The sequence below is a fragment of the Thermogemmatispora aurantia genome, assembly GCF_008974285.1.
In the GTDB taxonomy this organism is placed as follows: domain Bacteria; phylum Chloroflexota; class Ktedonobacteria; order Ktedonobacterales; family Ktedonobacteraceae; genus Thermogemmatispora; species Thermogemmatispora aurantia.
Genome location: NZ_BKZV01000001.1, coordinates 541,705 through 565,076, shown reverse-complemented (window position 1 = coordinate 565,076; position 23,372 = coordinate 541,705). Strand labels below are relative to the sequence as shown.

The 23,372-nt window shown below is 60.1% G+C and carries 15 protein-coding genes; 12 read left to right on the top strand and 3 right to left on the bottom strand.

All coding sequences use genetic code 11. The annotated features are described in order from the left end of the window. Positions 1–95 precede the first annotated feature (95 nt). Positions 96–1,853 carry a BACON domain-containing protein gene (locus KTAU_RS02155; RefSeq protein ID WP_151726815.1) on the bottom strand — a complete coding sequence of 586 codons (1,758 nt, stop codon included), beginning with the start codon at positions 1,851–1,853 and terminating at the stop codon, positions 96–98. A gap of 733 nt (positions 1,854–2,586) precedes the next feature. On the opposite strand from KTAU_RS02155, the gene KTAU_RS02150 reads away from it, so the two are divergent. Then, complete coding sequence (locus KTAU_RS02150) at positions 2,587–3,888, top strand: amidase (protein ID WP_151726814.1); 1,302 nt, start codon at positions 2,587–2,589, stop codon at positions 3,886–3,888. A 108-nt stretch (positions 3,889–3,996) separates the two neighbouring features. Here the strand turns inward: KTAU_RS02150 and KTAU_RS02145 are convergent, their stop codons facing one another. Beyond that, positions 3,997–4,956, bottom strand: a complete 960-nt coding sequence (locus KTAU_RS02145) for a hypothetical protein (protein ID WP_151726813.1) — start codon at positions 4,954–4,956, stop codon at positions 3,997–3,999. Between the two features lie 494 nt (positions 4,957–5,450). Between KTAU_RS02145 and KTAU_RS02140 the strand changes: the two genes are divergently transcribed. The 8 genes from KTAU_RS02140 to KTAU_RS02105 all read left to right on the top strand — a co-directional run bounded on the left by KTAU_RS02140 (position 5,451) and on the right by KTAU_RS02105 (position 16,505). After that, on the top strand, positions 5,451–7,121 hold the full coding sequence (locus tag KTAU_RS02140) for a mucoidy inhibitor MuiA family protein (RefSeq protein ID WP_151726812.1): 1,671 nt from the start codon (positions 5,451–5,453) through the stop codon (positions 7,119–7,121). Between the two features lie 226 nt (positions 7,122–7,347). Continuing rightward, complete coding sequence (locus KTAU_RS02135; RefSeq protein WP_112428178.1) at positions 7,348–7,860, top strand: (2Fe-2S)-binding protein; 513 nt, start codon at positions 7,348–7,350, stop codon at positions 7,858–7,860. Positions 7,861–7,947: 87 nt separating this feature from the next. After that, a complete protein-coding gene (locus KTAU_RS02130) occupies positions 7,948–10,530 on the top strand; it encodes a xanthine dehydrogenase family protein molybdopterin-binding subunit (protein ID WP_151726811.1) in 2,583 nt (860 codons plus the stop codon). After that, the gene (locus KTAU_RS02125; RefSeq protein WP_151726810.1) at positions 10,531–11,538 is read left to right on the top strand and encodes an FAD binding domain-containing protein; all 1,008 of its coding nucleotides are present in this window, start codon (positions 10,531–10,533) and stop codon (positions 11,536–11,538) included. It abuts the gene before it with no gap. A 330-nt stretch (positions 11,539–11,868) separates the two neighbouring features. Then, the gene (locus tag KTAU_RS02120; protein ID WP_151726809.1) at positions 11,869–13,158 is read left to right on the top strand and encodes a phenylacetate--CoA ligase family protein; all 1,290 of its coding nucleotides are present in this window, start codon (positions 11,869–11,871) and stop codon (positions 13,156–13,158) included. 106 nt (positions 13,159–13,264) lie between these two features. Continuing rightward, positions 13,265–14,080, top strand: a complete 816-nt coding sequence (locus tag KTAU_RS02115; RefSeq protein WP_151726808.1) for a hypothetical protein — start codon at positions 13,265–13,267, stop codon at positions 14,078–14,080. Between the two features lie 392 nt (positions 14,081–14,472). Beyond that, positions 14,473–15,483, top strand: a complete 1,011-nt coding sequence (locus KTAU_RS02110) for a Gfo/Idh/MocA family protein (RefSeq protein ID WP_170292997.1) — start codon at positions 14,473–14,475, stop codon at positions 15,481–15,483. A gap of 137 nt (positions 15,484–15,620) precedes the next feature. Next, the gene (locus tag KTAU_RS02105; protein WP_151726806.1) at positions 15,621–16,505 is read left to right on the top strand and encodes an LLM class flavin-dependent oxidoreductase; all 885 of its coding nucleotides are present in this window, start codon (positions 15,621–15,623) and stop codon (positions 16,503–16,505) included. 164 nt (positions 16,506–16,669) lie between these two features. Here KTAU_RS02105 and KTAU_RS02100 read toward each other — a convergent pair whose 3' ends face one another. Next, positions 16,670–17,197 (bottom strand): CoA-binding protein, encoded by a 528-nt coding sequence (locus KTAU_RS02100; protein WP_228026283.1) that lies wholly within the window; start codon positions 17,195–17,197, stop codon positions 16,670–16,672. Positions 17,198–17,563: 366 nt separating this feature from the next. On the opposite strand from KTAU_RS02100, the gene KTAU_RS02095 reads away from it, so the two are divergent. From KTAU_RS02095 to KTAU_RS02085, 3 genes are all read left to right on the top strand, one after another. Next, entirely contained in the window at positions 17,564–18,868 is a 1,305-nt protein-coding gene (locus KTAU_RS02095; protein ID WP_151726805.1) for an O-acetylhomoserine aminocarboxypropyltransferase, read from the top strand. A 436-nt stretch (positions 18,869–19,304) separates the two neighbouring features. Beyond that, the gene (locus KTAU_RS02090; protein WP_170292996.1) at positions 19,305–20,405 is read left to right on the top strand and encodes a right-handed parallel beta-helix repeat-containing protein; all 1,101 of its coding nucleotides are present in this window, start codon (positions 19,305–19,307) and stop codon (positions 20,403–20,405) included. A gap of 627 nt (positions 20,406–21,032) precedes the next feature. Continuing rightward, positions 21,033–23,372: a xanthine dehydrogenase family protein molybdopterin-binding subunit gene (locus KTAU_RS02085; protein ID WP_151726803.1), complete on the top strand. Its 2,340-nt coding sequence runs from the start codon at positions 21,033–21,035 to the stop codon at positions 23,370–23,372.

The window sequence follows — 23,372 nt, the reverse complement described above, 5'->3', positions numbered from 1 at the left end:
ACTGTCATACTCAACGGCCATCGTGACCCGTTTGTGGGCTGACCACGAGGCTGAGGGTCACCGTCTACGGCCCCTCCCTGCTCTGCTTGCCTGTATCAAGAAGCAATAGGGGAACAACTCCAGGTGACTTCGACGCTATTGGCTGGCCCCTCGAAGAGCAGCACTGCGGAAGAGGGACAGGCCTTGCCTGGAATCATCACCTGGATCGACACCGTCTGCCCGGGAGGCAGGGTACCTGCGGCAGGTGTGAACGTGATGCCGCTGACGCCGCTGCTGGAGCTGCTCCAGTTCAGTGCAGCAACGTTCTGGCTTGCCGCGCCAATAGTTACCGGGCACAGCCAGCTTGTCTCTAAGCTGGTGAACTGACAATCTTTATCTGCCTGGAGTATGCCTGACTGTGGCGTCTCCAAAATCAGTGTCGGCGGAGGCTGGACCGTCAGCGTCACCGGAATAGTCACCTGGCTCTGCCCGCTGCTCAGGAGAATCTTCCCTTGGTAGCTTCCTGCTGAGAGGTTGGTTTGCAGGCTGTTCACGGTGACCGTGATCGAGGTGGAGCGGTTCGCGCTGAGCGTGCCGCTATTGCTGCTGAGATGTAACCAGACTTGTTTTGTTTCCAGTTGCAGGGCTGCCGACCAGCTTTCCTGGCCGCTGCAGCTCTGGATGGTCAGGGTCTGAGGCGCCGGGTCGCTGGTGGAGGCCACAGCAGTGAAGCTGAGCGAGGTAGGGGAGGCGCTCAGACACGGGTTAACCACGATGAGTGTTACTTGGAGAAGCAGGGCTGGATGGCCGGCGTCGTCGCTGAAGCTAATCTCAGTACTGTAACGCCCTGCTGCCAGGGTACCGACGCTTGCGCTGAGGCTAATCTGCTCTTCGCCGGGCGCGGCCAGCAGACCCGAAGTTGTGCTCAAAGAGAGCCAGGGTGCTTGCTGGCTGTCCCAGCTGGCTGTCCAGCCGACTGCGCCACTGCCGGAAGCGCAGAGGGTGATGCTCTGCTCAATTGGCGTACCATAGCCGGCACTCAGCGGGCCGAATGTCACCGCTGAGGGATTAACACAGCTCAACCCTCCAGTAGGTGGGGTGGAGGTGGGCGTAGCGGTTGCCGTGGCTGTAGGCGTTGGCGAGCTGCTCGGGCTGACCTCCACCGTTGGAGTTGGGCTGGCGGTAGCTGAGGGCGTCGGCGGCGTGGCTCTCACGATCGTAAAGGTCAGGCTTGCGCTACGCGATGTCAAAGCCTCTTGGGCCTGGATCGAGTGCTGGCCCAGAGGCCAAGCTGGATCAATGGTCAGAGTGGCATCGAAGGTTCCGTCTCCCCGGGTCTGCAGACTATTCCCCTCCAGCGTTTGCCAGGCCAGCGTCACCGGATTGAACAGCTCAGCCGCGACTGCCCCCGGTTGTTGCTGCTGCGGGGCTATGCTGCCGCTGAAATGCAGGGGAAGATGGTGATCAAGTGTCAGGGTCACCGTACTGCCGGGCAAGAAATGGGAGCCGTGCAAGTGCAGTGAACCACCCGGGGTTACGGTCGAGCTGCCAGAGAGTACGGCGAGCGTAGGCGACCAGATAGTAAAGGCCGCAGCCACAGTGCTGCTCGTGATCAGTAATGCTGCGCAGAAAGCGACCAGTGCGAGTGTCAACCATGCTGGTGGCCCGCTGCTTGGACGAGTGAGTGGCTGCCAGGGACGACGAGAGGCTGATGTGCTGGCAACAGGGTAGGTCGGGGGCTGCTCAGCCAGCTCCCGGAAGCTGGTAACCTCCTCGCCGTGACCCGAAGCTTTGGGGCCGTGGGGAGGTCTACCGCGCACATAGGGTACAGGGGCCGGAGGATTGCCCTGGACATGGGGTGCCTGACTTGCCACTAGCTGCACCCCTCCAGGCAAAGGCAGAATCCAGGCTCGACGGCGCCGAGTCTCTTCCTCCTCCGCCGCCTGTGCAGCCCGGTTGTCCTGTTGAGCGACAGACGTGGCCTCTACAGAAGGAGAATGGTAAGGTCCTCCCGCCTCGTCCTCCGGGATAGTGGAAGGTGACTCTGGGATTGTCTGCCACCAGTCTGAGACCGTCTCATCTTCTGAAGGGCTGGGTGAGGATGCGAGATCCAACTCCTGCTCCGCTGGCAGTGGTAACGTTGCTTCGTCGGACTCCTCCTCACCTTCGCTGGCGGGGGTCCAAACTGAACCAGACGCGGCGCTAGACGGCTGCTGACTGAACATGCTGTCCCGGGCCGGGAGTAGTTGAGTTGGCTCCTCTATGGGCAGAGAATGCCCACAGTGTCCACAGGATCTGGCATCATCTGGCAGCTTCGTGCCACAATAGTTGCAGGCGCGCATAGCGATCCTCCTGCGCAGCGTAATCGCTCTCTTGCTTGGAGAAACTGTGTCTAGTCTACCATAGTCCGTCGTAAATAGGGAGTCTGCAAATTCTTCCTGAGAAATCTGCGGCAGTCGATGGGAAACACCACGAGAAGAACATCGCAGCGCCAGCTTGCTCTCTGGCCTTCAGAAGTGCTCTGGCAGTGCAGAAGTGTGCGTCTATTCAACTGAGTGCGTGTTACGAAATATTCACCGAACATGAGGAAAGGAGCCTAGAAAGGGGATGTGGACGAGAAATGTGCGATTGCAAGAGCAGGCGGAGCAACTCAGGAGCGGTCGCCAGGACCTGATGACCGCTATTGAGGAAGCCTGTGACTGGGTGGAGCGGGCCGAACCCGCGCTTGCCGCTCTCTTGCCCGAAGAGGGAAGGCGCGAGCGGCTGCGCAAAGAGGCGTTAAGCCTGCAGCGGCGTTATCCTGATCCGGCAGATCACCCGCCGCTCTATGGTGTCCTCTTCGCCGTCAAGGACCTCTTTCATGTGCACGGCTTTCCAACGCGGGCCGGTTCCCAGCTGCCGGCGGAGGTCCTGAGCGGGCCGCAAGCCAGCAGCGTGACCCTTCTCCGCGAGGCGGGGGCGCTCGTGCTGGGCAAGGCCGTCAGTGCTGAATTTGCCTATTTCGAGCCGGGACCAACGCGCAACCCGGTGAATCCTCTGCATACGCCAGGCGGTTCTAGCAGTGGTTCGGCGGCTGCGGTAGCCGCTGGCTACTGTCCGCTGGCTCTTGGAACCCAGACCATCGGCTCAGTCCTGCGTCCGGCGGCCTTTTGTGGCATTGTTGGCTTCAAGCCCACCTTCGGACGCATCTCTGCTGATGGCCTGATTCTCTGTGCCCCTTCTCTCGATACTGTGGGCCTATTTACCCAGGACATTGCGGGAATGATGCAAGTGGCCTCTCTGCTCTGTCGCGGCTGGCGTGGTTGCCCTTCGCTACCCCTGCCAGTGCTGGGCGTGCCCGAGGGTCCCTATCTTGACCAGACCTCGCCGGAAGGGCTGCGAGCCTTTGAGGAACAGCTCGCGCGACTCCAGCGGGCGGGCTATCGCCTCAAACGCGTACCTGCTTTGCCAGATATTGCCTCTATCAATCAGCGCCATCTGCGGCTGGTCCATGCTGAGATGGCGCGAGTGCATGCGCGCTGGTTCGAGCGTTTTGCGGCCCTCTACCGTCCGCTGACTGCGGCGGCCATTCGCGAAGGGGTGACGATCGGCATTCAGGAGATTGTAGAGGTGCGGGCTGGGCGTGAGATCTTGCGAACCCAGGTGCAGGCGCTGATGGAGCGTGAAGGCATCGATCTCTGGCTGACCCCGGCGGCTCCTGGCCCGGCTCCCCAGGGCCTGCAGACAACGGGCAGCGGCCTCATGAACTTACCCTGGACTCAGGCCGGCCTGCCGGCTCTGAGTTTGCCAGCAGGTCGGGCTAAGAACGGGCTACCACTCGGCCTGCAGTGTGTAGCCGGCTGGATGCGTGATGAGGAGTTGCTGGCCTGGGCCGCTGCGTTGGAGACTGCACTCGCTGAGCAAGCCTGAGTGTGTCTGCTCCTTTCTACTCAGGCCGCCAGCTGTCGGGCCTGCGGACCAGCACAGACAAGAGGTCTCGGGTAAAGCGGTTGGCTGGACTGGCAGGCCTCCCTTGGCTCACGGGCCGCTTAGGGCACAGCCACCGCTCTGGTTGTTCCATTCTTCCTGTACGAGATAGCTATGGCCGTTCCAGGTCACATTGCCCCCATCAGCGCCTGTCGGCCCAAACTCCCACGAGCACTTGTCTCCGATTTCACTCCCCTGGCTATCGTACCAGGCATTGAGCAGGGGATCGGTGGCCCCTTCCATCTGCTCATGGGAGGCTACATTGATGCTGCTGTCTGCGTCGCTATCGTGGTTAGGCGAGGAAGGGACGCCACAGGCCTCGGGGTCGCTCCCTGTATAGGGAATGACGGCGTAGATTATCTCCTTATCAAAGTAGCCGTGATAGGCACAGAAGCTAGAGAAACTACAGTAGCTGTTATAACAGATGTTTTCTCCACGAGCCGTAAAAACAAAGAACATGTGAGAAAGCGAAGCGCCCCAGCCTTGCATCTGCAGCGCGCGTCTGACCTCGTCCTGGATTTGGGCGTCGCTCAGTGTCGAGTCCGGGTATGGACGGCGGTCGATCCAGGAGCCGCCGAAGCTGGCGCCAGTTGGAGCCTGACCGCTGCTATCGCTGTATTGTACGTTGTTGTGGTAGAGCGCTGAAGTGCCTACATCCTGGAAGTAGTGTTCGATCAACTGATGATAGCTTGCGCTTACCTGAGAGCCTGTTGGTTCCCAGAAGATGGCGTAGGCGGTCATCGCGCGGCTCATCACTGGACCGTTATGGTAAAGTAGGTTCTGGCTGGCGGTTTGCGGCCTGGTGGCCCAGGCGGAGCGTATCTTCAAAGGATGCCAGCCACTGAGAGGGTGAGCGGCACTGAGGCCAGCATGGCCCCAAGGAGCGAGCGGCCACAAAAAGCCGGCACTCAAGCAGATTCCCAGCACGCCACAGGCCCCGAGCAGCCTGACCAGGTGGAGTCGCAGAGAACGCTGGATTGAGAGATATGGTATAGTGCTAGCGAACAACATTGTTCCTCCTCTTCCTGCTGCAACGGAGGTGGGATAGCTTCGCCGTTTAAGCGCTGACGAGTAACCTGGCACATGAGTGAGCGAGCGCTGCCTAGGGAGTGAGTATAGCCTGGGAAGCTGCGTGACTGCTTCGTCTGGCCTTCATGCTCTGGCAACGGAGCCTCTCGACTGGCGCCCATCTTCCCTACACATGGCACTCTTAGACAAGATCGACGTTGGGCGAGCACCTCTCATCAGGTGGGAAGGCCCAGCGGGGTGATCTGCAGAGGGGTGAAGGGGGTGGACGTCTCTTCTCAGTAGAAGCTTTGTTGTAGAAAGCCGTAATCAATCTCATCAGCGGTACAGGTAAGCAGATATGCTGAATCGTCTCCTGGGGCGAAGTCTGTGAGCTACTCTCTCACCGAAAGGCGAGCTGGAGCAGGTCAACAGGGCTGCTGATCGGTTGCCAGACGAGATTGGTTGTCCATCCACATTTCCCGCCAGTGAGGTTAGGCATGGTCATTGAGCTAGAGACCCGCATTACTGAGGTCACTGTCTATGGTGATCGGGCCCTTGTTAAGCGACAAGGAAACCTCCCCCTGGAGGCTGGTGAGCATGAGCTGCGCATCAACTATCTGCCACCCTTCCTCAAGGACTCCCTGCGCGCGAGTGGTAGGGGGCCGGTGGGAACGCGCCTGCTCGGCGTTGAGACGACTACAGCCTTTTTGCCGCGTCCTCCCGAGCAAGAGCTGCTGCGCTTACAGACGGCTTGCGATTTGTTGGGTCGCAAGGTGCAGCTCCTGCAGGCTCGTCAGCAAGCCCTGGAGCAGCGCCGACGCTGGGTTCAGGCCCTGGGTGAGCAGGCGCCGACGTTGATCCAGGGTCTGACCCAGGGACGCTTACAACCGGGCGATTTCCAGAGCTTTTTTGCTGCTCTCCTGGAGCAAATGTTGCAGGATGCCGAGGCTTCCCAGGATGTGGCTATCCAACTTCAACAACTGCAAGAGGAGTTGAAGGCTAAGAAACGTGAGCTGGAGCAGAAACGTCTTGGCAGCAATCCTGACCGTCTGGCCGTGCTCGTCAGCGTGGAGCTGCCACAAGCCGGTGAGCTGAGCCTGGAGCTGAGCTATCTGATCGAACGGGCCGCCTGGCATCCCAGCTACGATGCCCGTCTCTCCTTCACGGATCACAATGACAGCGCTGGCGGTCTGGAGAGCAGCGTTGATCTCACCTGTCTTGGCCTGGTGGAGCAGCACAGCGGTGAAGATTGGAACGAGGTAGCGCTGGCGCTCTCCACGGCGCGCCCAGCTCAGGCGACGGTTCTCCCCGAGCTGAAGCCCTGGTACGTAGATACTTCCCAACCGGTTTTCTCGCCGCTCGTAGGGGCGGTCCCTGCTCCGCCACCAATGCCATATGCCATGCCCAGCCCCAGCCCTAGCCCCAGCTCGCGGCAGCAGCGAGCCTTGCCTGCAGCAGCCCTCTCCAAAGAGAGCCAGATCCAGGTCAAAGAAGAAGCGCCAGCCAACGAGGAGGCCGTCGAGCCGGAGGCCGAGATTGAGCAGCGGGCCACTGCCCTGGTCTATCGCTGTGGAAGCTCCGTCAGCATTCCCGCCGACGGCTCGCCCCATCGAACGCTCATTGCCCAATATCGACTTCCCTGCCGGCTGGAAGTTGTTGCGATCCCTGCCTTGGAGGAGGCGGCTCACCTGCGTGCCACCGTAGAGAACAGCAGCGGTGGAGTCCTGCTCAAAGGCAAAGCCAACATCTTTGTCGATAACGAATACGTTGGCACCACAGAAATCGACCTGACTGCTCCTGGCCAAACCTTTCGCCTCTTCCTTGGCCTCGACGACACCGTGCGCATTCGACGTGAGTTGATCGAGCGCAAGGTTGAGCAGGGCGGTCGTCTGCAGGGGAACCTGCGACGCATCACCTACGCCTACCGCATTACAGTGGAGAGCTTTGCCCAGGGCGAGCGTCGCGTCGTGATCATGGATCGTCTGCCCGTCTCGCGCCACGAACGCATCAAAGTGCATATTGTTTCTCTGCAGCCGGAGCCACAGGAGCGCAGCAAGCTGGAGCAGCTTACCTGGCAGTTTACCTTGCCCGCTGGCGGGAAGCAGCAGATTGAAGAGCGTTTCGTCGTCGAGCATCCGCGCGATTTCCGCGTCAGCGGTCTGCCTTGAGGCTCGTCTTGGAGATTCCGGGCGGGAGTCGTTTTTGCGGGGAGGAGTGTGCACTTTACAGATACAGTGCTGCACTTGGGCAATATAGCACGCAAGGAAAAATGTTATAATAACACAGGGTTCCACTATCTGAAGAACCCGATCGGCTCCCCTGTCTGCCGGAGTGCTCACTGGGGGTTCTCCCTGGGTCACCCTGGAGATGATCATCGGGCCGAAAGGAGTCCACATGCGCGAACTGATTACCCTGCGTATCAATGGTGAACGCTATGAGGTGGCGGTGTTGCCTCATCGGACCTTGCTAGAGGTCCTGCGTGAGGATCTCGGGCTGACCGGTACCAAACATGGCTGTGAGCTAGGCGAGTGCGGCGCCTGCACCGTGCTCCTCGACGGCGTGCCGGTTCTCTCCTGCCTGACCCTGCCGCTGGAGGTTCAAGACTGTGAGATTACGACGATTGAAGGACTGGAGGAGCAGGGCAGGCTCCACCCGCTTCAAGAGACCTTCGCCGAGCTGGGAGCGGCTCAATGTGGCTACTGTACTCCCGGGATGCTACTCTCTGCTGTAGCCCTTCTCCGTCAGAATCCCCATCCAACGCGCGAAGAGATTAAACAGGCGCTGTCCGGCAACCTCTGCCGCTGCACCGGATACACGAAGATCTACGAGGCGGTTGAAGCAGCGGCGGAGCGTCTCTCTGCTGCCCGCCAGGGTGAGCGGCAGCCCAATGCTGCCCTCCAGCCTTGAAAAGGCCTCGTGGGCAGATAGATGACAGCGATCCTATCCGTGTCGTCCGCTCAGCTCAGCACCGGTACACAAGAGAGAGGAGAAGCTATGGACGAATGGCGGCGTCTGCAACCACGCAAAGCAGGTCCCTACAAAGTGGTAGGTAAGCCCTTGCCCAAAGTTGATGCCTATAGCACTGTGACCGGGCGGGCTATCTATGCCGATGACATCATACTCCCGCGGATGCTCTACGGCGGCCTCCTGCGCTCGCCTCATCCCCATGCGCGCATTATCTCCATCAATACGCGTAAAGCGCGGGAGCTGCCGGGCGTGCTCGCCGTTATTACGGGTGAAGATCTGCCGCGCAAATACGGTATTTTGCCTTCCAGCCAGGACGAAACGGCCTTAGCCGTCGACAAAGTGCGCTATGTTGGCGATCCAGTGGCGGCTGTGGCCGCCGTTGACCCGGACACGCTGGAGCAAGCTCTGCGCCTGATCGAAGTTGAATACGAAGTCTTGCCGGCTCTGATGAGCATCGAGGAGGCTCTGGCGCGCCCTGACATCAAGATCCACGAGGAGACGCGCAACGGTAACATCCACAAAGCCGTCTCTTATGAATTTGGCGATATCGAGGCTGGCTTTGCGGCCGCCGACTATGTGCGAGAAGACTGGTTCTACTACGAGGGCAACAATCACGTTCCGATCGAGACCCATGCTTGTCTGGCGCGCTGGGAGCCGGACCCCCATGATCCCATCGGGGGGAAGCTCACCCTCTGGTCCTCGACACAGACCCCTCACTATGTCCATCGCGAAGTCAGCAAGGTCCTGGGTATTCCGCCCTCCCATCTGCGCGTTATTGCTCCCCATGTGGGAGGTGGCTTCGGTGGTAAGAGCGATCCCTTCTCGCATGAGATTTGTGCCTGCGAGCTAGCGCGTCGCACTGGGCGACCTGTCAAAATCACCTGTACGCGCGAAGAAGTTTTTCTCATCCATCGGGGACGCCATCCGGTCAAGATGTGGATCAAGACTGGAGTCAAGCGTGACGGGACGATCACCGCCATGCATTTTCGCTCCTTCCTGGATGGCGGGGCCTATGGCTCGTACGGCGTGGCTACCACCTACTATACAGGCGCTCTCCAGCCGGTCACTTATGCTCTTCCCGCCTACAAATTCGAGGGCATGCGTGTTTTCACGAACAAACCGCCCTGTGGTCCTAAGCGTGGTCATGGCACGCCCCAGCCACGCTTTGCTGTCGAAGTTCATCTCGACAAAATCGCCGCTGATCTGGGAGTCGATCCGATCGAGCTGCGCAAGCGCAATCTGGTCCGGCCCTACAGTCGAACCATCAATGGTCTGCGTATTACGAGCTGTGCCCTAGAAGAATGTCTGGATCAGGTCGTCTCCCGCTCCGGTTGGCGCGAGTTCCATGCTGCGCGTCTGGCGCGCGAGGCTGAGGCTACACGCCAGTCCTCACCTGTCCGGCATGGCATGGGACTGGCTCTTTCCACCTACATCTGTGGGGCTGGCAAGCCGATCTACTGGAATGATATGCCCCATTCCGCTGTCCAGATCCGTCTTGATCGTGGCGGGGGCGTCACCGTCTACTGCGGTGCCACCGACATCGGCCAGGGCTCGACCTCGGTGCTCGCCTATATCGTGGCCGAGGAACTGGGAATTGAGCCGGAGCGCATCCACCTGGAGACCGCCGATACGACCTTAACCCCAGTTGATCTTGGCTCCTACTCCAGTCGTGTCACCTTCATGGCGGGTAACGCTGCTATTCAGGCGGCCCGGCGCCTAAAGGAGCTGCTACATAGCGTTGCGGCTGAGCGGCTGCGCCTGCCGCCCGACCGCCTGGAGAGCAGCGACGGCTTCATTTACTGTATTGACGATCCGCAGGTTGCCCTCTCCTTTGAGCAGGCAGTGCAGCTGGCCGAAGCTCGCTACGGGGCCCTGGTTGCAGCAGGCTCCTATGCGCCTCCAGAGGACATTCATGGTGACTTCAAAGGGGCCGGGGTTGGTCCTTCGCCGGCCTACTCGTACTCGGCCTGCGTCGCTCTGGTGGGGGTTGACATCGAAACGGGCGAGGTCAAGGTTGAAAAGCTCTGGCTGGCTCACGATGTGGGCCAGGCAATTAACCCCTTGCTCGTAGCTGGCCAGGTCGAGGGAAGCGCCTATATGGGCTATGGTGAGGCTCTCATGGAGCAGCAGATCTTTCGCAAAGGGCGGCATAAGATCCCGTCGATTCTGGACTACAAGATTCCCACCACTCTCGACACGCCGGAAATTGAAACCATCCTGGTTGGCCAGCCTGACGAAGAAGGCCCTTTTGGGGGGAAAGAGGCTGGACAGGGTCCGCTGCTGCCCGTCATCCCGGCTATTGCCAATGCCATCTACAACGCCGTTGGCATTCGTATTGATGAAGTGCCGATTACACCAGATAAGGTTTTGCGCGCCCTCAAAGCGGCTCGTAGCGAACCTGGAGAGCGTCCGCTACCTCCCCCACGTGTCACGCCTATCGTTCTGAATGAGCGCTGGCCCGCGCGGCTCATTCGCTGGTCTCCAGAGCAGCGGGAGCCACGGCCCGATCCAACGAACGGCCACCATCAGCATCCGAGGCAGGGAGAGAGTGCTCCTCATGGGGCGGCTTCCACCTCCTCCCGGCTTCCGCAGAAAGGAGGAACTGCCTGAATGCTACGCTTGCCTCCTTTTCGCTATCTGGCACCACGCACACTCAGCGAGGCAACGCGACTACTGGCTGAGGAAGGACCCCAGGCCATGCCCGTGGCCGGCGGAACTGACTTGCTGCCTAATATGAAGCGTCGCCAGTTTACGCCTGCGGTCCTTGTTGGACTGCGCCGCCTGCGCGAGCTGAAGGGGATCAGTGGCTCACCAGATGTGGGCGTGCGCATCGGTGCAGGTGAGACCCTGACAAGCATTAGTAACCATCCACTCATTCGTGCCCACTATCCTGCCCTGGCCTTGGCAGCCGCGGCGGTCTCTACACCTCAGTTGCGCAATGCTGGCACCATTGGCGGCAATATCTTGCTGGATACGCGCTGCAACTATTATAATCAAACCGAGTTCTGGCGCCATTCCATCGGCTATTGCATGAAGCGCGATGGCAGCATCTGCCTTGTCGCTCCGGGTAGTCCGCGCTGCTGGGCCATCTCCTCGGCGGATACGGCGCCCGTGCTTGTGGCCCTGCAAGCGCGGGTACGCCTGGTTAGTGTGCGTGGCGAGCGCGAGATACCGATTCAGGAGCTGTTCTACGACGATGGCATGCGGCCTTATACCCGCGAGGCCGATGAGATCTTACAGGAGATCTGGCTGCCACCCGCGCTTGGCTGGCGCAGTACCTATCTCAAGCTACGCCGACGTGGCTCCTTTGATTTCCCCATTCTAGGTGTAGCCGTGGCCCTGCGTCGTGAGCCGGATGGTCGCATAGGCGATGCTCGCATTACGCTGGGCGCTGTTGCCTCCCATCCCGTCGAGGCTGAAGAGGCAATGGCGCGTCTGCGAGGACAGCAGCCCACGCCTACCTTGCTGCAGGAAGTAGCGACCCTGGCGGCGAAGCGTGCCAGGCCACTGGACAACGCGGATTTGACAATCACCTATCGCAAACAGCTCACACCGATCTATGTTCGACGAGCTCTCGACCTGCTGGTAGAGGCAGAACAGGGCAGCGGAGCTGAGTAGGCTGAGACCGATCTTGAAGCGCTCCGCCGCTGCCCAGGCGTGTTACTGCATGAGAAGGCTCCGCCCGTCTGCCCGCCAGGACGGAAAGAGAGGGCTGTCCTTTGTCTGCCATCTGCGGGCGCCTGGCTCTCGCGATGTGCCGGGCTGTCCCTGCCCGGGCGCAGGCCAGGCTCCCCGTGAGAGAGAGCTGCTTGCTGCAACCACACGTACAGGACAGGCAAGGAAGAAAGGCAGAAGAACGAGAAAAAGCCGCAAGGAGAAGAGTAAGGGATATGGCGTGCTTTCCCGCCCGCCGGGCAGCTCGGGGCCGGGAGTGAAAGGACGTGATCCATGCCTCAATCAAATCATCCACGGCTGGAGACTGCTTCGCGTTCACTGATCGAAGCGCGGCAATTGGCCCGGCTCCAGCTAGGGCTTACGCGCATTTTACCGCGCAACAGTTTTTACGAACGAAAATTGTTAGCGAATGGCCAGTCGCTCTCGCTAACACGGCTGCGTGATCTATCGCTCTTGCCCTTTACGACCAAGCAGGAGCTGCTCGCTGATCAGGAGCGGCATCCGCTCTATGGCGAGAACATGACCTACGCGTTGAGCGAATACGTGCGCTATCATCAGACATCGGGCACAACTGGACGCCCTTTGCGCGTCCTCGATACGGCGGAAAGCTGGAAGTGGTGGGCCGACTGCTGGAAGACGGTCTATCAAGCGGCGGGCGTCACCCGCGATGATGTGATCTTTATCGCCTTTGGTTTCGGACCCTTCATCGGCTTCTGGGCGGCCTATGAAGGGGCCAAAAATCTGGGGGCCCTGGTGGTGCCCGGCGGCGGGATGGACTCGCTGCAGCGGCTACGAATGATGCAGGACGTCCAGGCTACCGTCCTGGTCTGCACGCCGAGCTATGCCCTGCGCCTGGCGGAGGTGGCCCGGCAGGAGGGCTTTGACCTGCAGAAGCTCAAGGTGCGCATTACAATCCATGCGGGTGAACCGGGGGCCTCGATTCCGGCCACGCGTCGGCGCATTGAAGAGGCTTGGGGCGCCAAAGCCTACGATCACGCCGGCATGTCCGAAATGGGTGCCTACGGCTTTACCTGCGAGCGGCAACACGGCCTGCATGTCAATGAAGGTGAATTCATCGCTGAAATTCTGGACCCTCGCTCAGGCCAGCCCGTGCCGGTGGGCGAAGTCGGTGAGTTGGTGCTGACCAACCTGGGACGTTGGGGTAACCCGGCCCTGCGCTATCGTACCGGTGACCTGGTGCGCAATGGCGGTTATAGCTGCCCCTGTGGCCGTGCCTTCCTGCTGCTCCCCGGCGGAATCTTGGGGCGTATCGATGATATGCTCATCGTGCGCGGCGTCAATATCTATCCGTCGGCCATCGCCGATGTCTTACACCGCTTCCCCGAGGTAGCCGAGTACCGCATTATCGTCACCAGCAATGGGCCGCTGGATGAGATCGCGCTCCAGGTCGAGTGCCCTCCCTCGTTGGTCGGCGAGATTCAAGAGACTCTGCGCGCCTCCTTCGGCTTGCGTATCCCTGTTGAGGCCGTCGCCGAGGGAAGCTTACCGCGCTTCGAGCTAAAGGCGAAGCGCGTGGAGGATCGTCGCAGGCGAATGCTCTAGCCCGGTCTCTCTCCTGGTGCGTCGTTTGCATCACTAGCCGGACAGAGTATATAATAGGACGATTTGTAAAGAATGCGCTTTGGCTCGCCATGCAAGGAGGAGATCCATGACCAGGAATGTTGTGTCCCTCGGGCAAATACTTCCACCAGAGGAAGTCTGGCGCCGCTTACGCTTCGCTGCCAACGGACTGGAGATCGTTCCCAACCCGCCACGTGTCGGCGAGACAGTCGCGATCCGTCTTCTCTTGTGTAACGAGGCAGGAGAGCCGCTCACGGTGCAGAAGGCCACGCCGCGGATCTACTCCTTCGGCATGGGCTCCCTCAAGCACGAGAGCCTGCCAGCATTGGGGCCTGTGACGTTACCAGCTGATCCCGCCCATATCGAGGTCCTCAGCTGGCAATGGCTCCCGAGCGCTGGCGGTCACCGTTGTCTGCGCGTCTCTCTTGAGATCGAGCAGTGGCCAGAACCCTGGGTCGTTGGCTGCAATTTGAATGTCATCAACGCTACTGCCGATACCTATCGCTGGGCGGTGCCGTTTCGACTGGGGAATCCCACAGAGAAAACTCAGCCCCTGCGCTTGCGTCTGAACCTCCACGGCGCCGGCCTGGGAGAGGAGGCCTTCCGAGCCTGGGTCGAGCTGCCACAGGACGGCAGTCGCCTGGTTCCCGGGCAACCCCTCTGGTTGCGGCCCCATGAGGAGCGCGAGGCTCTTCTCGTAATTCGCGCCCATCGCTTTGCGCCAGAGACCTTCGAGCTGGTCAGTGATGTTGAGGCCTGGCTTGGTGATGCATTTCTGGATGGCATTCGCGTCATCGTCCAGCGCAGTGCGCCAGTCGCTCCATTCGCTTCTCTCGCGGCACGGCAGCCAGAGGAGTCGCTCCTGGTCAGCGTGCCCGTGGGGCTGAGAGACAGCGAGGCTTAGCCCGGCAGTGCCCAGGGCGGCAGGCTCTCCGCTCCGCCCTGGCATTCGCTGCTTGACCGGTGGCACATCCAGCGCACCCAGGCTACTGGAGCCGTGGCCTGCCTGGAGTCACCGGTCCTATCTTTCTCCCCTGGCCCTGGCGCCTGGTCTAGCGATGTCCTGGTCTACCTTCTTACTTATAGAATGAGCAGACCGCCACAGCCATTTCTCGCAGGATCAGGGTCTGGAAGGGAAGGAAGGCGTGACGTCCTCTCGGGCCACTACGGACCGTCGGATGAATGGTGTGGGATTCACCTGCCCTCCTCCTCCGCCTATCTGTTCGTCGGCCCGCCTGCTCAGTCAGGACCAGAGACGAAACAGCGCTCTGCGCATTCTCTCAGGAAGAGAGGCCTATGCGAAGCGAGCTACACTCAGCGGAAGCGCCGGTGAAATGGGGGATACTCGGCGCTGCCAGCGTTGCCCTCAAGCGCGTCATTCCTGCTATTCAAGCGGCCCATAATGCCCAACTGGTGGCCATTGCCAGTCGCGAACCGGACCGTGTTCGCCTGCAGCTGTCTGCACCCCCAGCCGTACGCATCTATAGTGATTATGAGAGCCTGCTGGCAGACGAAGGAGTAGAGGCAGTCTATGTGCCCTTACCCAATAGCATGCATGCGGAGTGGAGCATGCGAGCCTTGAAGGCCGGCAAGCATGTCCTCTGCGAGAAGCCGTTGGCTCTCACCGTTGAGCAAGGGCTGAGCATGCTCCAGACGGCCCGTGCCCAGGGGCGACTGCTCATGGAAGCCTTCATGTATCGCTTCCATCCGCAGATGCTCTGGGTCATGGAGCAAATCAGCGAGGGCCTCATTGGGGCCGTCAAGCTTGTGCGTTCCTCCTTCTATTTCGACCTGCGCAGCCGTCCCCAGGACATTCGCCTGCAAACTACCCTTGGGGGCGGCTCGCTCGTTGATGTGGGCTGCTACTCGCTCAATCTCTGTCGTGCCATCTATGGTCGGGCCCCCCTGGCTGTCGGGGCCCGTGTCTATGCCCCGGCTCGCGGAGAAGTTGAGCGTGCCGTGGTGGCCTTCCTCGATTTCGGAGAAGGGCGCTTCGCTCTCATCGACAGCAGCTTTGAACTGCCTACCCGTCAGCTTGCTGAGATTATCGGAGAGAATGGGACCCTTCTGCTCAATGGCCCATTCACACCCGGGCAGGTAGAGACCACTGTGACCCTCACCATCGGCGACCAGATTATCGTGCGTCGCTTCCCGCCCAGCGATCCTTATCGTCTGGAGATCGAGCATTTTGGAAGCTGCCTGCGCACCGGGCGCCCGCCCTTGCTGCAGCTTGAGGAATCGCTAGAAAACCTTGCTACTGTCGAGGCCATCTATCGCTCCGCTGGCTATCAGTGGCCACCTGACTGAAGCTGGCGAGGAGTGCTGGTCTGGCCTCCTCGCGGCTCGGGCTTCGCCTTCCCGCAGTGGGGTGCTGACATGTGATATGATGCTTTCGACGAGAGCAAGCCTGCTCAGGTCTATTTTGATAGAAGGGACGAGCAAGCGTGAGTCGTGTTGAATTTGGTTTGATGCTTCAAATGATGCAGCGCCCCCCCTTGGGTCCAGATGAGCTATGGGACTATAATCAGCGACTGATTCTGGCAGCAGAAGGGTTCAGCACCATCTGGGTAGAGGATCACTTTGACTGGGGAGAAGCAGCCGTCATGGAATGCTTCTCGACCATGTGTTATGTAGCGGCAAGCTATCCCCACCTAAAAGTCGGCTCACTAGTCCTTGGCCAGGGGTACCGCAATCCGGCGCTACTAGCTAAAATGGCCGCCAATCTGCAACTCATGTCCGGTGGGCGGCTGATCCTCGGCCTTGGCGCTGGCTGGCAGGAACATGAATATCGCGCCTACGGCTATCACTTCCCCAGTGTCAAAGAGCGGATGGAGCAGCTGGAAGAGGCGCTTCAAATCATGCGGCTCTTGTGGCAGGGGGGGCCAGCCACCTTTAGCGGGAAGCACTATCGTATCGAAGCGGCGCACTGCCTGCCGGTCCCGCAGCCGTCGATCCCCCTCCTCATTGGGGGCGGGGGTGAGCAGCGCACCCTGGCCATTACCGCGCGCTATGCCGACCTCTGGAACTTCAATTCCTGCACGCTCGAAGAATACAGCCGCAAACTGAGCATATTACGTCAGCACTGCCAGCGACTCGGGCGCAATCCGGCTGAGATCACTCTGACCTATCTCAGCACCGCCAGCGTTGCCGATGATCCCGCCCTGGTCGTACGCGACCCCAAAAAGCACTTCATCGCTGGCAGTCCCGCCGAAGTCATTCGGGAACTGGAGCAATTCATTGAAGTCGGTGTCTCCCACTTTATCTTCCGCTTTCTGGACATTCCCTCGCTGGAGCGCTTCGTGCGTAGCGTCTTGCCCCATTTCCGCTAAGGCGAAGAGCGCGATCAGCGCAGCGCACTGCGCTGATCGGAACGATGAGGCCGGTCTCGGTTCCCTGCCCTGGGGCAACGCCACCCCCGTGTCCAAGTGCCAGCGGGGCGGGACCGGCCTCTCTCCGGGCCAAGCCTTCAGGGAAGGAAGGCCAAAGCCGCAGCCTAGCGCACCAGCTCAGCAGAAGAGGGCTTCAGTACCTCAGCCCGAGGCAAGGCCCGCGAAAGAACTACGCCCGTGTTCAGTCCAACAGTATGCAGGCCGCCGAAGAAACGAGCATGTTCCATCTTAATACACTTATTCTGCACGAAGATCAAGCCAGCCTCCTGAGCCAGGCGTCCGGCCTCATCGCTGCGAATACCGAGCTGAAGCCAGAGCACCTTCGCCCCGATGCGAATCGCCTCCTCAGCAATAGGCAGAACATCCTCGGGCTTGCGGAAGACATCCACTATCTCGATCGTTTCACCGGCCTCCTTGGCCTCCGTCAGCGAAGCATAGACCCGCTTGCCGAGGATCGTCTGCCCGGCGTAGCGCGGATTCACCAAAATGATATGATAGCCCTCGGCCTGCAGATAAATGGCCACGAAATGGCTCGGGCGATAGGGATCAGCCGAGATGCCGACAATGGCCACATGGCGATACGTCTGAAGGAGCTTCAGACGATCATACATATCAGGAGCATACTGCATCATAGAACGCTCGACCTCATCCTTCTTAAGACAATTGCGACTCAGGCCATCTTTGTCCACCTCGCCGCGGTGAAGCGCAGAGAGCCACGGGGCAAAGCGTAGGCAAGACCCCGTCCTTTATTGTACTGCAGAGCGAGGAGAGACTGCAGCCATCTCTCCATCCTCCATCTCCCCCAGCGCCTCCCCGCGTGAGGGCTGCCGAAGGCCGGAGCACATGTGATACGATACTACATAATAGTCAGCCAGCCGCCCGGCCCGGCAAGTGACCATCTCTGTGCTCCTGGCCGGCCTGCCTGACGATGGTGAGCGCACCACAGCACACCAGCCAAAAAGGAGCCTAGCCTACACGAGAGAAGAGGGGAATAGAGGATGCCAGAAATCGACGGCGATCATATCTTCGGCTTCAACACTCTATCGGTCCATGCTGGTCAGCGACCCGATCCAACCACTGGGGCCAGGGCAGTACCCATTTATCAAACGACCTCCTTCGTCTTTGATGACACTGATCATGCGGCCCATCTCTTTGCCTTGCAACGCTTCGGCAACATCTACACGCGCATCATGAATCCCACCACGGCGGCCTTTGAAGAGCGCATCGCCGCCCTGGAGGGAGGCACTGGGGCTGTCGCCACCGCCTCGGGTATGGCGGCCCAGATGGTCACCATGCTAACGCTTCTGCGACCTGGCGACGAGCTGGTTTCATCCAGCAGCCTTTACGGAGGCACACACACCCAGTTTGACATTACCCTGCGCACCTGGGGGATCAATACCATCTTTGTTGACAGCAGCGACCCTGAAAACTACCGGCGCGCTATCACTCCGCGCACACGCGCACTCTATGGGGAGACCATCGGCAACCCGCGGGGGGATGTCCTCGACATCAAGGCTGTTGCCGAGATTGCCCACGAAGCTGGCCTGCCGCTCATCGTCGATAATACCTTTGCTACACCCTATCTCTGCCGTCCCTTCGAGCACGGCACCGACATCGTAGTGCATTCAGCCACCAAATTCATCGGTGGTCATGGTAACTCAATCGCCGGCGTCCTTGTCGAATCCGGGAAATTCCCCTGGGATAACGGCAAATTTCCGCACATCGTTGATCCATCACCGGGCTATCATGGCGTACGCTTCTACGAGACCTTCGGCGACTTCGCCTTCGTCATGAAGGCTCGCTGTGAGACCCTACGCGACACCGGCCCCTGCTTGAGTCCCTTCAATGCCTTCCTGCTACTGCAGGGTCTGGAGACGCTCTCGTTGCGTATGGAACGGCACTGCCAGAACGCGCTTCAGGTCGCTCAGTTCCTCAAGGAACATCCGGCAGTCAGCTGGGTTAACTATCCAGGCTTGCCCGATAGTCCTTACTATGAACTGGCCAGGCGCTATTTGCCACGCGGTGCCGGTGCCATCTTTACCTTTGGCGTCAAAGGGGGCTACGAGGCCGGCAAGGCCGTTATCAACAATGTCCGCCTCTTCTCCCACCTGGCCAACGTCGGTGACACGCGCAGCCTGATCATTCACCCGGCCAGCACCACCCATCAGCAGCTCTCCGAAGAGGATCAGCTAGCGGGTGGAGTGACGCCGGATATGATCCGCGTCTCCATCGGCATCGAGGATATCGAAGATATCCTGTGGGATCTGGATCGCGCCCTGCATGCTGCCATGAAAGTGGCCTGATCTCGTCAAGAACTGACGTGGCGACGGTCTGGCAGCCGAGGCGTGCCTCTGGCCCCGGAAAACAACGCCAGTCTACGCGCTGTTTTCCGGGGCGCTGTTCTCTCTTCGAGAGAGCTGTCTCGCCTTTTCTCTCTCCCGCCCCTGGACCATCCAAGCTTCAACCAGAGCTGTCTCTCCTGTATCACCTCTAATTAATATCTATATATTTAGATCACTCAACATTACAATGTATTCATAAATTATCACAATGCAGATTCTTTATTGACATCGATGGGAAAGCGTGTTATATTTTTCCACGCTTCGATAGGAGAAGGTACTCGGTTGAGTGCCTTCAGGAGTATCGTGCAGCCCATTCCGCCTGGAGTGAGAGGAGGAAGGGACTGCGCAACATCTTACAGGTGTCAAGTGGAGGAAGGCATTGCGAAGAAAAGCTTCCTTGATTTTGGCGGCATGTGTACCGTTGGCGCTTGTGATAGCGTTGTTGAGTCTGGGTCTATCGCAGCTTGTTGGGGCGCGTGCCTGGCATACGAGCTGTAAGTCAACGGGTTTTAGCTGGCATGGAGTCACCCTGACGGCGGCACTGGTCAACCCCTCGACCACGGTCACAGGGGTCGTTAACGCGACGGGCTGTGACGTTGGAGTCTTTTTCAGCAGCGGTGTGACCGGTTCCATTGTCAATGCAGATATTTATGGTGCGCTGGACTTCGGTGTCCTGAATGTTGGTGCGAACGTGACGATCAAGCAGTCGCGCATTCATGACATTGGCGATGTCCATCTGAGCAACATTCACGTTGGGGTAGGCATCTATTTCGCCAATGATAGCCACGCTTGTGGCACCATCGAAGGCAACACCATCACGCACTATCTGCGCTCGGGTGTCATCATTGCCGGACCATCGGACAGCGCCGTCATTACCAACAATACCTTGATTGGCCTGGGTCCGATTTCCTTTGTGGCTCAGACAGGCATCCAGATCGTGGGCGGCGCCCATGTCTCCCTGAGTGGCAACCACATTACTGCCAATATTTATGTTGGCAGCCAGCCGGGGGTTGCGGCTGGCATCGCGGTAGTCGGTGGCTCCTGCTATGGCCTGCCGCTGACGCTGGGCCTGCAGCTAAAGTCGAACGTCCTGCAGGATAACGATATTGGCATCTGGATCTCCGAGCTGAGCATTGGTGCGCGCCAGGGTCTCTGCGTCTCGGCCCGCACAGCTACCCACATTGTCCTGCTCAGCAACACTATTAGCAATGCGCGCATTCTCAACGTTAGCGGCGCGGCGGGCCAGTCCTACCAGGCCGGTATTACCATTCAGGGCAGCGGCGTCAGCATCATCAGCAATACGATCTGTGGCGCCGGTTATCTGACCGCTGCCCACGCCACTGTTTCGGGCTACATTTACCCGATCGATCTGGTGCTGGCCACTGATCTCAAGCTGAGTAGCAATACAGCCTGCGGTGGCTCCGCCCTCAATCTCTCGCTTGGCCTGGGCACTACCACTGACATTCAGAGCCATTTGCTGGTGGCCGTGGTGCTCTGACCCCTGCTCGATAGAGGCAAAGGGTGCCAGGGATCTCCTGACGGTGGACTCAATCTCTGCGGCCTCCGTCAGGTCTCTTGCCCCTTTGCCTCGCTCTCCCGGCTCTTCTCAGGCTTGCCTGGGAGCCCGCGAGCAACACCACCAGACAGAGCAGGAATTCAACTGCACTCACGCTAGACGGGCAGCATCAAGAGGCATCCAAGGGAACCGGAGGAAGAGCAGCAGCCCCAGTCGAAGAAAGTGAAGAAGCATGGCCCGTCAAGCTCAGCGGCCCCGCTAGCTTCTCAAAGATCCTCCTGGTTCTCTGGTGGCCTTGTCGTCTCATTGCCTCCATCGGTGACAGGCGGCGCACTCCGTCCCAATAGCTTACTTCCCTCGTGCTATCCGGCCTAACGAGTGCGCCGCCTGCTCTCCTCCCGCCTTCACTTTACGCCTTGCCTCTGTGCCTGCTTACTCTCCTCCCGTCGCTCCCATGACAGACAGGCAGAGTTTGTGCTACACTGTGGGCGGACTGTTTTTTGGTAAGTAGCTGCTTTTTATCCAGGAGGCAGGGCGAAACCGGAGCTGATCTCTGTGGTTTTCTCTTCCTTGGCCTGCCTCTGAGCAGAGTGAGCGAGTGAGTGACCGATGACACAGACAGCTGACAGATCGGCTGAATACAGAGCCATAGGCAAGCCCTATCAGCGCCCAGACGCGCCCGCCAAAGTCACCGGGCAAGCGCGCTATGCTGGCGATATTCCAGTGCCGGGCAAGCTGCTCTATGCGCGACCCGTACTCAGTCCGTATGCTCATGCCCGCATTGTCAATATTAATACCAGCCAGGCGCTAGCTGTGCCTGGTGTACACGCTATCTATACGGGTGAGACGTTGCCACTAGAGGGTTACAATCCGGGTGAGCGTACCAAATCGCCCCTGGCGCGCCAGGAAGTGCTTTGGGCCGGTCAGCCCGTAGCTCTCGTCCTGGCGGAGAGCGAGGCCGCCGCCGCCGATGGAGCTGCAGCGATCGAGGTCGACTATGAGCCGCTACCGGTGGTTGTTGATCCGTTAGCGGCGATGGAGCCAGGCGCTCCCCTGACGCGCCTGTTAGAGAAGAAGCAGGCTGGAGAGATCGCTGGCGGAGAGGCCCATGCTGCTGTAGCCGGAGGAGAAGAGGAAGACGGGCAAGAGAGCCGGCCTCTTTCTGAGAACGTCAGTGACAGGAGCCACCTGCGGCAAGGTGATATCGAGGCCGGCTGGCGTGAGGCCGAGGTAGTAGTTGAGCGGCGCTATCGGACCAGCGTGGTGCATCAATCCTACCTGGAGCCGCAATCGATTACGGTCATGCCCTCCCCCGATGGGACGCAGTACACCGTCTGGGCCAGCGCCCAGGGCCTCTTTACCACTCGCACGGAGATTGCTGAGGCTCTCAATCTGCCCGAGCGCCAGATCCATGTTGAGTCAGTACCGATCGGGGGCGCCTTTGGAGGCAAATTTACCTTGCTGGAGCCGCTCGTAGTCGCTGCGGCCCGTGCCAGCCGACGACCGGTGCGCCTCGTTTTCACGCGTAGCGAGGACCTCTTAGCGGCCAATCCTGCGCCCCAGGCCATCATTGCTGTCAGACTCGGAGCCAGGCGGGATGGCACGCTCGTCGCCCTCCAGGGCGAGGTCATTTTCGATAGTGGGGCCTATGCCGGAGCTGCTGCTGGCCTGGCTGGTTTTATTCTGGCCAGCACCTACCGCTGTCCCAATATCGATATCCGCTGTTATGAGGTACTGACCAACAAGGTTGGCGTTGGGGCCTATCGAGCTCCCGGAGCGCCCCAGGCGACTTTTGCCCTGGAGTCGACTGTCGACGAGCTGTGCAGTGAGCTGGGCATGGACCCGCTGGAGTTTCGTCTCAAAAACGGTCTGCGCGAAGGAGACCCCGCGCTGGATCGTCGGCGTCCCCGTTGGCCACGTATTGGGCTGCTAGACTGTCTGGAGAAGGTGCGAGAGCATCCTCTCTGGGCGCGACGTCGGGAGCTGTTGACGCCGCCGCCCGAGCTAAGCGGCTGGAAGGTTGGTATTGGTCTGGCGGTCGGCGGCTGGCCGGGCGGTACCGAGCCTGCGGCGGCAGCCTGCCGACTCGACCGCGATGGACGCCTCACAGTGATCGTTGGCACCGTCGATCTGACCGGTACCGACTCGGCGCTGACCCTGATCGCCGCCGAAGGGCTGGGGGTCTCGCCCGAGCTGGTGCAGATCGAACATGGCAGCTCCGACAACGTACCTCACAGCGGCAGTACCGGCGGCAGCAAGATCACCTACACGATGGGGCCGGCTGTGCTGGCCGCTGTGCGTGACGCCCGTCAGCAAATCCTGGAGGTAGCTGCCGAGCTGCTGGAGGCCGCCGTTGAGGACCTGGAGATCGAGCGAGACCGCGTTGTGGTGCGAGGTGTGCCCGATCGCTCTGTTACTCTCCAGAAGATCGGTCAAGTCACCACAGCTTTTGGCAGCCGCTATCAGCCGATCTATGGCCGTGGGCGCTCGGCCCTCGGCTCCTCGCCCATGTATGCGGCCCATGTCGCGCGCGTCGCCGTTGACCCTGAAACGGGCGAAGTGCGTGTCCTCGACTATCTGGCGGCCCAGGATGTGGGTTTCGCCATCAACCCTGCTGAGATCGAAGGCCAGATTCACGGTGGGGTCACCCAGGGCATCGGCTGGGCCCTCTTTGAAGGATTCGTCTACGACGAGCATGGGCAACTTCTCACCGCCACGCTCATGGATTATGCTCTGCCCCATAGCACCGATGTTCCAACCATCACCCCTCTGCTCGTCGAGGTCCCATCCGAGCATGGTCCTTTCGGTGCCAAAGGAGTAGGCGAGCCTCCAGTGGTTCCTGTAGCCGGAGCCATCGCCAACGCCGTCAAGGCGGCTCTCGGGGTGCGCCTGACTCACCTGCCCATGACGCCCGAGCGCGTTCTGCGAGCGCTCCAGCAGCAGAGCTAA